At 42.8% G+C, this 11127-nt stretch carries 13 protein-coding genes and 1 pseudogene; 2 read left to right on the forward strand and 12 right to left on the reverse strand.

The window, feature by feature from the left end; translation table 11 throughout:
* Window positions 1-12: 12 nt before the first annotated feature.
* The 9 genes from PR725_RS15040 to PR725_RS15080 form a co-directional block, all read right to left on the reverse strand.
* Window positions 13-423 (reverse strand): phage tail protein, encoded by a 411-nt coding sequence (locus PR725_RS15040; protein WP_272569589.1) that lies wholly within the window; start codon window positions 421-423, stop codon window positions 13-15.
* 151 nt (window positions 424-574) lie between these two features.
* Window positions 575-1081: a lysis system i-spanin subunit Rz gene (locus PR725_RS15045; protein WP_272569591.1), complete on the reverse strand. Its 507-nt coding sequence runs from the start codon at window positions 1079-1081 to the stop codon at window positions 575-577.
* Window positions 1074-1619: a lysozyme gene (locus PR725_RS15050; protein ID WP_272569593.1), complete on the reverse strand. Its 546-nt coding sequence runs from the start codon at window positions 1617-1619 to the stop codon at window positions 1074-1076. Before PR725_RS15050 ends, PR725_RS15045 begins: the two co-directional genes overlap by 8 nt.
* Entirely contained in the window at window positions 1619-1900 is a 282-nt protein-coding gene (locus PR725_RS15055; protein WP_206085896.1) for a hypothetical protein, read from the reverse strand. The genes PR725_RS15050 and PR725_RS15055 overlap by 1 nt, the downstream gene beginning before the upstream one ends.
* Before the next feature lie 2 nt (window positions 1901-1902).
* Complete coding sequence (locus tag PR725_RS15060; protein WP_206085895.1) at window positions 1903-2103, reverse strand: tail protein X; 201 nt, start codon at window positions 2101-2103, stop codon at window positions 1903-1905.
* Window positions 2103-2588, reverse strand: a complete 486-nt coding sequence (locus PR725_RS15065; protein ID WP_272569594.1) for a head completion/stabilization protein — start codon at window positions 2586-2588, stop codon at window positions 2103-2105. The genes PR725_RS15060 and PR725_RS15065 overlap by 1 nt, the downstream gene beginning before the upstream one ends.
* Before the next feature lie 92 nt (window positions 2589-2680).
* The gene (gpM, locus tag PR725_RS15070) at window positions 2681-3478 is read right to left on the reverse strand and encodes a phage terminase small subunit (RefSeq protein ID WP_272569596.1); all 798 of its coding nucleotides are present in this window, start codon (window positions 3476-3478) and stop codon (window positions 2681-2683) included.
* Between the two features lie 54 nt (window positions 3479-3532).
* Complete coding sequence (locus tag PR725_RS15075; protein ID WP_272569599.1) at window positions 3533-4585, reverse strand: phage major capsid protein, P2 family; 1053 nt, start codon at window positions 4583-4585, stop codon at window positions 3533-3535.
* 29 nt (window positions 4586-4614) lie between these two features.
* A complete protein-coding gene (locus PR725_RS15080; RefSeq protein ID WP_272569601.1) occupies window positions 4615-5463 on the reverse strand; it encodes a GPO family capsid scaffolding protein in 849 nt (282 codons plus the stop codon).
* Between the two features lie 147 nt (window positions 5464-5610).
* Here PR725_RS15080 and PR725_RS15085 point away from each other — a divergent pair, with 147 nt between their 5' ends.
* Both PR725_RS15085 and PR725_RS15090 read left to right on the forward strand, forming a co-directional pair.
* Entirely contained in the window at window positions 5611-7329 is a 1719-nt protein-coding gene (locus tag PR725_RS15085; protein WP_272569603.1) for a terminase large subunit domain-containing protein, read from the forward strand.
* Window positions 7330-8361 carry a phage portal protein gene (locus PR725_RS15090; RefSeq protein ID WP_272569605.1) on the forward strand — a complete coding sequence of 344 codons (1032 nt, stop codon included), beginning with the start codon at window positions 7330-7332 and terminating at the stop codon, window positions 8359-8361.
* 1098 nt (window positions 8362-9459) lie between these two features.
* Here PR725_RS15090 and PR725_RS15095 read toward each other — a convergent pair.
* The 3 genes and pseudogenes from PR725_RS15095 to PR725_RS15105 all read right to left on the reverse strand — a co-directional run.
* Window positions 9460-9945 carry an ImmA/IrrE family metallo-endopeptidase gene (locus PR725_RS15095; protein ID WP_006816231.1) on the reverse strand — a complete coding sequence of 162 codons (486 nt, stop codon included), beginning with the start codon at window positions 9943-9945 and terminating at the stop codon, window positions 9460-9462.
* 22 nt (window positions 9946-9967) lie between these two features.
* Window positions 9968-10321 (reverse strand): helix-turn-helix domain-containing protein, encoded by a 354-nt coding sequence (locus PR725_RS15100; RefSeq protein WP_006816230.1) that lies wholly within the window; start codon window positions 10319-10321, stop codon window positions 9968-9970.
* Window positions 10322-10548: 227 nt separating this feature from the next.
* A pseudogene (locus PR725_RS15105) lies at window positions 10549-11127 on the reverse strand (replication endonuclease); the annotation flags it as partial.

An 11127-nucleotide genomic window follows, 5' to 3' on the forward strand; every position in this document is an offset into this window, starting at 1 on the left:
ATTTACCCCACGTTATTTAGGTTGAAATTTTGGTTCCGGTAAGTGCGTGATCACATCTTCACCGCTGGAACTGTCAACGGTGACACGTTCAGTCACTTGCAAAACAATCAAAATGTCGGCGGTATCGTTATCTAAAATATCTGCATCAAAACGAATGCCAGCTTCACGTTTATCTGGGTTGAATATTAAATCAGGCTGCTGTTCACGAACCCACTTCATCACCGGTAACGTTAAGTTATCCAAGGGGTTCGGGTAGTCCATTGCCAATACATTCAATTTGTAGCGATACAAAAATGAATTGCTCGCTGTTCCAGTGGCAATGACTTGCCCCTCAGTCACATAGACTTCAAGTGCTTCGGCACTTTGCTGAAAAAAGGGATCACTTTTTGCGATAAACTCCCTTAATAATTTCGGCTTTAACATCACTGCCCCCGATAATGCTCAATGGCACGAACACAACGTTTTTCAAGGCTTGGCTTATCCACTTTGCAACTGTTATCGATGGAAATGTAAAAGCTAAATCCCCAAAAAATGCACAAATATAAAATGATGCCGATTGCACAAAGTGCTTTTTTCATGGTGTTAACCTGCATTGCTTTTCAAGCTTTATCGCCCTGGCTTGCCAATAATCTAGTTTGGCTTGGTCACTGATAATGCCGGCTCGGATATCGTAAATAAGCTGTCCAGCTTCTGCAGAGAATCGGATTTCGGTTCCATCGCCCACGCTGCCGCTGCTGGTATTTCGACTTGCTGACAACTTACAGGTAGCAAGGTCGGCTTTGGCGAACCGCAACCGCTTATCACCATTAGCCAGGGAACGACGAAGACGATCATTTTCATTAAGTTCATGCTTAAGTTTTCCTGAATATTCCGCATCTAATTCAGCGGCGGCACGTTGTGCTAACTTCATACGCTCAATCACGGCATCACTGTGCATCTTCGCCTCAAGGGCTATCGCGGTGATGGTTGTTTCATGCATTGCCGTTTGTACCGCTAGCTTTTTGTCGTAGTGCCATTTACCCACAATCACCAATAGGGCCAAACCAATAACGAGATACGTTGAAAGGCCACTTTTATTCATCATCAAGCCCCCAACACGCTAACGCTGATTCTTGCTCACGGCGTAGCACCTGCCCGTAACACCCGTTTTTTTGCCCTTTTGTTTGACGACAATCCTTACCACCATCAAAAATCCAACGTTTGATTTCTTGGCAAGCCCCTTTTTTATCGCCGCTATTGAGCTTTTTATAAAATGTCGAAGTAAAGCATTTACCAGGGCCGATATTGTAGGGGCAGAAACTGGCAATACCGGCAACCTGTGCGTCTGTTAAGGGGACTTTGACATTACGCAGCACCCAGTTAACCGCCTTTTCAGCTTCAATACGGTTAACCTTGGCGCACTGTTCATCGTTCATCGTCATGCCTTTTTTTACGGGTTTGCCCTCTATTCGTGTAACACCTCGGCATATTGTCCAGATACCGCCCGCATCTTGGTATGACGTCAGCAAATTCCCTTCTTTTTCATCAAGAAATTGGTCAAGGATTGCTGTTGCACCAGCTCCACCTAATAACAAGCCAATCATGGCTTTACTGAATAAATTCACGTTATTTTGTCGCATTACAAATCCTGTTTAGGTGCTGTAATAAAGTCTTTTACTGACTCGGAGGCATTACCTAATTCACTTTGTTTTTTTAAGGTGTTCACATAATCAGCCCATATTTCCGTCCTTTTTTGCTGTGAACGGCGATTAAGCAAATAATTCAGAACACCCAAAACAACACTGACAATAAGCCCAAATAGAAAGCCAACTTCATAAAGTGTGAAACCAGAAAAGAACGCGCCAACGGTGGCGAAAAAGTAAGTAAGCTTGCTGTGAAGTTCGCTGTAAAGTTCGTCCATCCCTAATCCCACAATTGAATAATGTCTTTCTGTTTAGGCTCGGTAATGTCGGGCATATCAACCCATTGACCCGCATTTAATTCAGTTGTCAGGCACAACCCCGGGTTAGTTTCTAAAACCTGCTCAACGACACCGTGTGTTCGCCCGTAATAGCGGAAGCACAACAAATCTACGGTATCGCCTTGATGTGCCTGAATTTTCATTACGCTAACTCCGCAATCATGCGTTTCTCGCCGGTCAAATCACGGATCGCATTTTGGGTATCACGTTTTAAATCATCAATTTGCGTGCTCAATGCCTCGGCGTGCTTTTCACCATCTCGCGTTGTGTCAATATCACGATAGTTTTCAATCAAGTACGCTTTGGTGTAGCTGTACACCGCATGACGATACAAAAAGGTATGATTAGTTTCGTTATTCACAGGCGGTGACGGTATTTTTTCCAATGAATCAACCGCTTGCTGACTTTGCCAGTGACTTAATAAATTATTGACATAGATAACCGAATTCGTGGCTGCATGTTTTAGCCTGGCAGTTGTGACTGTGCCATTGATACGCATCGCCCAGCGGAGATCTGAAAGCTTAATCTCAGGGTAAAAAGGGATGCTTTTAACCGTTTCGCCCTGGTCATTGATATCGATGGTTTCATCCGTTGTCGCAATGGTTTTCTTAGCAACTAGCCCGTTCATTTGTCACCTCAATAAAAAACGGCGGTGGACGATGAAACAACGTTATTTACCCTATTTCATCGTGCCGCCGTGGCACACGGGGGTGCATTCGGTTAAGACGCGGCTTTTTTCCGTGTCGTTGTTGTCTTTTTCGTGGTGGCTTTCTTCACTGCCGCTTTTTTAGGCTCTGCCTTTTCGGCAATGACAGGCTCTTGTGGTGGATTATCATCTTGTTTTACTGTGGCTTTTTTGATTTCTCGCTGCAGCAATTCAATATCACGCTTAACACCCACTTTTTCATGCAGTAACAATGCGCTTTGCATCAGCTCAACCGCGCGTGACTTGTCGTTAATGTCATCATTTAAACGCAATGTATAAGCCAATGATTTATAGAGTTTTGCTCGAACTTCATTAGGTACATCATATGATTTAGTCAGGCCGTTTAAACGCTCTAATACATTGATAGAAATTAATTTTTCTTTATCAACACCCGCCGCAAACAGCGTCAGCGCTCTATCACAAATTTCATCAATCACCATCGTTGCCGGTGTGCGGTTATAACGTTCTGGTAATGGCAAGTTATAGGCGAGAACGTAATCAGCCATATCAAGCGCACGGTCATAATTTTCGCAGTCAATTTGCCAAACAAGGAGCGTTGTAAAAACTTCATCTGATTGCCCTGTATTGGCAGATAACACGCCGTCAATCCAAGGTTCATACTGTTCAAGTATTGTTTTTTTATACTCAACCTTAAATTCCGTACCTTGAATGTTGCTAAGGCGGGTTTGGTCGTGACGTAAACGATGTAAAATTTGTTCGTATGCCGTCATGTTTTCGGTTGTCTGTTCATCGCCTCGGCGTTCTGCCATTGTCTGGCGCCAGTGTTTCTGCGCCGGTGTGAGTTGTTCCATTGCATGTTCCCCGTGAAAAAAACCGGTGCCACAATGACACCGGTGGTCTTACTGTTACTCGCCGCTGTTAGCACCGGCAAAGGTAATATCTTCAATCAGACAACCTAAGCCGTAATCTTCAACCGCATAGCCGTCATTGCTTTGTGCATAAGTTGCAATACGGTTATATTCCGGTTCATTTTTGATAAAGCGGGTTAACTTCCCTTTCTGCCAGTACAGCGATAGGTTTTTCATGGTCGTGATAAATACCGCACCATCAGGCATATAAGGCACTTGAACCGTCGGGATGCCCCCTAGGGCACTGAGTTTTAACAACTCATTACCGGCGAGCAGTTCCATATTTGGATTTTGCTGGCTATGCTGATTGATAACCTTGAAGTTTTTCTGTGTGACCAGTTGACGACCAACAATTGCGACAAGCCCTACGGCTTGTCTGTGCCACGGATCAAGTAAGCTATTCACAGCATCGAAAACGACTGCATCATGATTGGCATATTGCCCTTTCGTGATAATTTTCCCGTCCTCATCACGAGAGGTTACGGTGATCCCTTTCATCACACGTTGTGGTGCACGTTCACGCATTAACTGCAACCAACCAATATTCACATCTTGCAGTAATGGGTAAGTGTCACGGTCAGATTTCAACGCGCATTTTTCACCGTTAAAACCAATCATCAAACGGTCTAAGGCTTCACGCTGTAAAATTTGCTGATTAATCAAATTTTGAAATTCAGGGTGACCCGCCCAGGCATCTAACTGCGTATAAGAAATCATGGTGTCAAAGTTGGTTTGTTCACATGAATATCGATTTACAGTTAAATCATGCACCGACTGTGGTTCACGGCGATCAGTTGTCGAGGTGTTGCGACCCGCAATAGGCTTATTGACAGCGATTAAAATCGTTTCGCCTTTTTGCTCGGTGACACCGAACGAGTTGATTTCTTTTAGAAATGGATGATTTTCCATCACCGCTTTTTCAATTTTTTGCTGTACAGACGGATCAACCGAAAACTGCAGCTTATCATCGGTTCTGACAGTATGATTTAGACGCGCTTGATTATCTAAATAGGATAAAAACGCCTTTTGCACTTCTGGTGTATATGACATTGAGGCCATTCCTTAATAGTCGGGTTTAATTAATACTCAGACTGAACAAACCCGCCGTTACCGGTGGAAAGTTGACGTTGTTCACCGCCCGCATCTGTGTTACTCAATTTCGTTTTCAGAGTTTCAATTTCCTGCGTAAGCTTGCTGATATCACCCGCTTGAGCTTCATTTTTCGCCGTTAGCGCTTCCACTTCTTTTAACGCGTTGGCACATGTCGTTGCAGTGAGGTTAATTCCCTCTCTAAGCGCGGAAATTTCTTGTGATGCCGTATCACGCTGAATACCTAATACTTTCTTTATCCCATCCAAGAATTGCTCTGATAATGATTGCTTATCAGCTTTATCTTTCACTGCCGCCGCCGTTAGCTTTACAACGGTTTCCAGGGATGCCGTATACGTGTTGTTTGCATCATCTGGTAAGCCACGTTCGCGATTACTCAGTTTGATAACTTGCGTACCAAATGCCGCCGGTGTGTCTGTTAACGCAACACCAGTCAGATAAGCCCCTTTTGCGGCATCATTCGGGCAATCTGGTAAAAATTCGATACTCGAAAAGATTTTTTGACCACTTTGATTAAGCGCTAATAATCCAGCGTCTTTTACTGGATCAATGGTCGCGGTAATTTCTAAGGCTAATTTCCCTTTTAATGGCCCATCTTCCAATTCAACAGCACGAACGGAATCGACCATGGAAAAATGGCGCCATTGGCTATCAGGGAAAATACTGGTGATGTGTTCTAAGTTAATTCGTGCAGCATAAAGTTGCGGGCTGTAGTTGTCCGCCATCTGCTGGATTTGGTCACGCGATACAGCAAAGCCGTTAAGCGTTCCACCCTCCGTACAGACGATGACTTGTAGTGTTTTATTGTCCTTTGGCATTGGGTTTTTACTCCGAAGATAGCGACAATTCTGTGTGCTTATATCTTCGCAAGTGATTGTTTATGATTCAAAACCTTTGCCTTGTCGTGTCAATGTGACAAGTTAAAACCGTGGAGGACTACGCGCGCGATGTGGGAAAGTTGATACATGATGACAGACTCATTACGCGATCCGAGACAGGAAGCGAAAAGCCTCTACTGGCAGGCCTACAGCATTTCACAAATTGCCACTCACTTAAATGTGAGTGCGAATACTATTTATTCATGGCGCCGGCGGGATAAATGGGATGAAACCGAGGTAATGCAACGCCTTAGCGGTGAAACCCATGTTCGTATATTGCGTTTAATGTCAAAAGAGAATTTGACCGCTCATGATTTCAAAGTCATTGATTTTTTAGGGCGTCAACTAGAACGCTTTAACAAATCGAATGAACAGCAAGAAGCAGAAAAGAAACCGAAAACCTCGAAAAACCATTTCACCGATGAGCAAATAGACCAATTGCGCGACCTCGTGTTGGATTCACTCTATGAACATCAAAAGAAATGGTACAAACAAAAACACCGCCGTAACCGGATGATTTTAAAGTCACGGCAAATCGGGGCGACTTGGTATTTTGCCAGGGAAGCATTAATTCATGCCCTAGAAACAGGCAATAACCAAATATTTCTTTCAGCGAGTCGCGCCCAGGCACTGCAATTTAAAGTTTTTATTCAGGCCCTCGCACGGCTTGTCGGTGTTGAGTTAAAAGGTGGCGATAAAATTATTTTAGCCAATGGTGCAACGCTGTTTTTCCTTGGCACATCGGCGGCTACCGCACAGTCATACACTGGTGATCTCCATTTTGACGAGTTCTTTTGGACAGCGAATTTTATGGAACTGCGTAAAGTCGCTGCCGCAATGGCAACGCAAATTGGTTTACGCCGCACTTACTTTTCGACGCCCTCGTCAGAAGAGCATGAAGCCTATCCGTTCTGGACGGGGGATTTCTTCAATAATGCACGTGCTGAAAGTAAAAAAATCCTTATTGATACCAGCCATAAAACATTAAAAAACGGGCAGTTAGGCGGCGATAATATCTGGCGCCAAATCGTTACGATTCATGATGCGCTTAACTCTGGTTTTGACCTGGTTTCCCTGGAAGAAATCGAGAGCGAAAATACCCCTGATGATTTTGAAAACCTGTATAACTGCCAGTTTGTTAAAGCCGGTGAACGAGCCTTTGATTACAACGCCCTGATTGCACGAGGTGTTGACGGGTATAACCGTGACGTTTGGCCTGATTGGAAACCGTATACCAACCGCCCTCTTGGCAATAAACCGGTACATATCGGTGCTGACCCAACAGGCACCGGCGGCAATGGTGACGGCTTAGGGATTGCTGTTCTTTCTCCGCCTGCAGTCACTGGCGGTAAATGGCGAGTCGTTGAAGCCCTGCGTTTTCGTGGTATGGCCTTTGAAAAACAAGCCGAGGAAATCAAAAAATTAACCCTGCGCTATAACGTTATCGGGATCACGATTGACGGCACTGGCGGGACGGGTGAAGCCGTCTATGAATTGGTTAAAAAATTCTATCCAGCGGCAACTATGATTGGTTACTCCGCACCAGTTAAACGGTTAATGGTGCTTAAAACACAAATGTTAATCCGTAATGGTCGCCTCGAATATGATGCGGGCGCACAACACATTGCCTCATCGTTTATGACCATTAAAAAAGTGATCACACCTGGCGGCATTGTCACCTACATATCGGAAAGAACACGCGGCGTTGATCACGGTGACATTGCCTGGTCAATCATGAATGTTTTATATGGCGAACCTATTGGCAGTGAAACTGCAAATGAAGGTTCCTGCATATCGGAGTTTTAAATGGAAACTGAATTACCCGTTGTCACAAACACAACAAACTTACCTGCTGAAAATCAATGCGCCGCATTCACTTTTGATAATCCCATACCCATTATGGGCGCCTATGATTTACTGGATTGCATGGAGTGTGCCAAAAATGGCAAGTGGTATGAGACACCGCTGGATTTTTACGGCATTGCGCGCGCCTTTCATTCTGCAGTGCATCACCAATCGCCGCTATTTTTTAAGCGTAATGTGATAATGAGTTGCTTTATTCCACATAAGGCACTGACCTATAAAGAAATGAGCGCTTATGTATTGGATTACCTGGTATTCGGTAATGCTTACTTTGAGAAGCGCATTAATCGCCTGGGCGGTTTACTGCAGCTAAAACGCTCACCGGCTAAGTATACTCGCCGTGGTGCTGACCTGGATAACTATTTTTTTGTTCAAAACTTTCGTGACGCTCACGAATTTAAACGCGGTCATGTCTTTCACTTAATCAATCCCGATATTAACCAGGAAGTATACGGCCTGCCTGAATATCTCGCCGGCCTTATCTCTGCCACCCTCAACCGTTCAGCCACAACATTTCGTGTTAACTATTATGAAAATGGTTCACACGCCGGTGTGATTGTTTATCTTAATGACACCCTCGCCGATCCCAACGGTGTCAATGATTTAAAAGAATCGTTGCAGAAATCACGGCAAGGCGGTGCATTTAAAAATCTCTTTGTCTACGCTGCCGGCGGTAAGAAAGACGGGATTCAAATATTACCGTTCAGCCAAATCGCGGCAAAAGATGAATTCATGAGTGTGAAAGATACAACCCGCGATGACTTGCTCGCCATGCACCGCGTGCCCCCTCAACTGATGGGTATTGTGCCAAGTGGTTCAAGTAACTTTGGCGATATAGAAAAAGCGGCTAAAGTCTTTTCTATCAATGAATTATCCCCCATCATTGAAAGCTTGAAGTCAATCAATGAATGGCTAGGCGAAGAGGTTGTACGCTTCAATACGTACGCTTTGTTAGATGCCCTGGGTAGCAAGTGATAGCGAGATAAAATTACTTAGCCTCTGTATCAAGCTGTATGCTATCACACCACTTTCAATTATTACTTATAGCTAGCCTCGTTTTAAATCAAAACGCACCAACCTCCCCCACACAGGCGCAAAAAAGCGCCTTTTTTTATGCCTCAAACGTACGAAAAAACAACCCCACCTACAACCCATTGCGCGCGATTGCTCCCCCGCCTCGCCCGCACACAAAAGGTGTGCTTTTTTGTGCAGTTGTGCCGATCACCAAAACCCGCACCAGTACAGGCACCGAGTAGCAAATCGGTTAACGTTAAATTTGTGCAATTTGATGCGAAATTGTGAGGTTATTTTATCGTAAATTTTATATTTACAAAAAATTACAAACTTTATTTTTAGGTTAAAACACAAAAAAAACCAGCCGAAGCTGGTTTGATTAAAATGTACTACTTTTATCTCACATTATTTGCAGTCACAGTGAGGGATAACAAAGACTTTCGCTCTTTTCGGATAGCTAATTTTTCCATTAACATTCCGATAGGGAGTAAATGTTACCTCACAAGAGCTTCCACATTTTGGACAATAACCTGTCGCCATAGTGTAAATTCCTATGATTTTGTGAATGCTGTAAATTCATACAGATTGCACATTGTGAGGAGAACCGCTACACTACAGACCAATTTCAAAAAGTATTGCGGTTGAATTATCTCCATACTTGACGGATGTGTTAGCGCACTCCGCCCCCTAAAGTCCTGTTAGCGCAGGACTTTTACATATAGAATTATTACTTTTCTTATAATCCCATATAATTACTTGCAATTGCACTGAGGAATAACAAAGACTTTCGCTTTTTTTGGATAGCGAACTTTGCCGTTAACATTTATAGAACGAGTAAATGTTACCTCACACGCGTTTTTACATCTCGGACAATATCCCATCGCCATAATGTAAACCCCTGTGGTTCTGTGAATGCTGTAAATTCATACAGATTACACTTGGTGAGGAGAACCGCGATACCAACTACTAATTTCAAAAAGCATTACGGTTGAATTATCTCCATACTTGACGGATGTGTTAGCGCACTCCGCCCCCTAAAATCTTGTTAGCGCAAGACTTTTACATATAAAAATCAAAAGACATCTGGTTTGTTTTTAATCCCATTGTTTCTAGTACTATTTCTGCGAAACTATCGGCTTGCCATTCAGCATCTTCGATCCTAGTTGGTGCTTTATTCGCAAAATGAAGCAATGGTTTATGAGCTAATAGTAAATGTCCTAACTCATGAAACATAACTTCTAAAGCATGTTCTTCACCCAAACAGGCCATTGTATAAATCTTATTTGGTACAGATATTGTTAAGTTACTTGGGTCGCAATGCCCTATTGTAAGGTTAGCAGTATGTGCCTCCCACTCATTGTCATCCATGACATGAATAGTAATCCCGTACAAGTAGAGATCCTCAAAAATTTTATCGTATCTCTTTCGCTTACGTTTGCTTTTGCCAAAATCATTAATCCCGAACGCATGGCAAAAGTTTATAGCTCTAACTGCAATTTCTTCCTCTGGCATAGGGGATACACGGATCCCTCGCATTTGATACATACCTAACCCTCATGATTTATACTTAGTTTTTTTGGATTTGCTGTAATAAATCAGCAAAACATTTTAGTTGTTCTGGCGTAAATTGTGATTTAGCAAATCCAGCAACAAGCATTTGCTGTTGTTGTGACAAACCATCAATCGGAACCGTTTCATTTGATACATTCGCTAACTCTTCCAAAGAATCTATCTTGTGATTTTTTCCTTTAAAAAAGTTATCTATCTTTTTTACCCATTTAGCTGGTATCTTTTTACCGCCTGTCTCTAATCCACTTAAAAATGCAGGGGTTGTTTCCAGCTCTTTGGCCATTGTCAAAAGTGTATATCCTATATCTATCCTCGCTTTTCTAACGGCCTTACCAAATTCAGTGAGTGCCATGTTCGTGTCCTCTTGTTATCGTTACTACCGCAGCCATTGATGTTAGCTTATATTTATAATTGCTGAATTCAACATTATGAAATCAACATAAAATGCTCATTATATTCGTGCATATTACACAAACAAAAATATCAATTCAACCTTTTTGGTTAAATTAATTATACCAATTAGGTTAAATTAATTCACTAAAATTAAAAGTAATTATATTTCAAACAAATACAATCAATTTACGTTTCTCTCCTTAATTTTGTGATTCGCGCCAATGCATCAGCGCACCGTTGTTTATACTTCCGAATCCTAGCCTCATTTAGTGCTGCTATTTCTTGTTTCCTTTGCTCTTTTCCATCCTCTGTCAGCTCTAACCTCAGCCGTTCCCCATCTAATTTCAGATAATAGTTACCATAACTAACCCCCATGCCTTTCGTAAACATGGCTTCAACATGTGGAATATCAAAATCAATACCGACCTCATTGGCAAAAGTGACTATTTCAGACTGAATTTCTTTATCACTCTCGCTTAGTTCAATTTTTGATACCTGTCTTTGCTGATTACCCTGTGATATTTCGCTGCCTACGGCGTTATTAGCGTCTGTTTCTATAAACGCGAAACCGTATTCCTTAATGTTGCATACTTCACCTGAACCCTGTTCAGGCTCGTAAAATTGCACATCTGACAGATTGGATGTGATCCGCGATCTACAGTTATTGACAGGACTCCGAGGCGCTCCGTTGTCGCTTCTTAAAAGATTAAGGTCAACGTCAACGGCGCTTTTCTTGACGATTTGATACTTTCTGTCACGCGTCTT

Source organism: Providencia sp. PROV255 (assembly GCF_028478065.1).
Lineage (GTDB): Bacteria > Pseudomonadota > Gammaproteobacteria > Enterobacterales > Enterobacteriaceae > Providencia > Providencia rettgeri.

Bases quoted from the DNA above. Each gene is read 5' to 3' on its own strand.
- PR725_RS15040 (WP_272569589.1), bottom strand. From the start codon at position 423: ATGTTAAAGCCGAAATTATTAAGGGAGTTTATCGCAAAAAGTGATCCC.
- PR725_RS15045 (WP_272569591.1), bottom strand. From the start codon at position 1,081: ATGAATAAAAGTGGCCTTTCAACGTATCTCGTTATTGGTTTGGCCCTA.
- PR725_RS15050 (WP_272569593.1), bottom strand. From the start codon at position 1,619: ATGCGACAAAATAACGTGAATTTATTCAGTAAAGCCATGATTGGCTTG.
- PR725_RS15055 (WP_206085896.1), bottom strand. From the start codon at position 1,900: ATGGACGAACTTTACAGCGAACTTCACAGCAAGCTTACTTACTTTTTC.
- PR725_RS15060 (WP_206085895.1), bottom strand. From the start codon at position 2,103: ATGAAAATTCAGGCACATCAAGGCGATACCGTAGATTTGTTGTGCTTC.
- PR725_RS15065 (WP_272569594.1), bottom strand. From the start codon at position 2,588: ATGAACGGGCTAGTTGCTAAGAAAACCATTGCGACAACGGATGAAACC.
- gpM (WP_272569596.1), bottom strand. From the start codon at position 3,478: ATGGAACAACTCACACCGGCGCAGAAACACTGGCGCCAGACAATGGCA.
- PR725_RS15075 (WP_272569599.1), bottom strand. From the start codon at position 4,585: ATGTCATATACACCAGAAGTGCAAAAGGCGTTTTTATCCTATTTAGAT.
- PR725_RS15080 (WP_272569601.1), bottom strand. From the start codon at position 5,463: ATGCCAAAGGACAATAAAACACTACAAGTCATCGTCTGTACGGAGGGT.
- PR725_RS15085 (WP_272569603.1), top strand. From the start codon at position 5,611: ATGATGACAGACTCATTACGCGATCCGAGACAGGAAGCGAAAAGCCTC.
- PR725_RS15090 (WP_272569605.1), top strand. From the start codon at position 7,330: ATGGAAACTGAATTACCCGTTGTCACAAACACAACAAACTTACCTGCT.
- PR725_RS15095 (WP_006816231.1), bottom strand. From the start codon at position 9,945: ATGTATCAAATGCGAGGGATCCGTGTATCCCCTATGCCAGAGGAAGAA.
- PR725_RS15100 (WP_006816230.1), bottom strand. From the start codon at position 10,321: ATGGCACTCACTGAATTTGGTAAGGCCGTTAGAAAAGCGAGGATAGAT.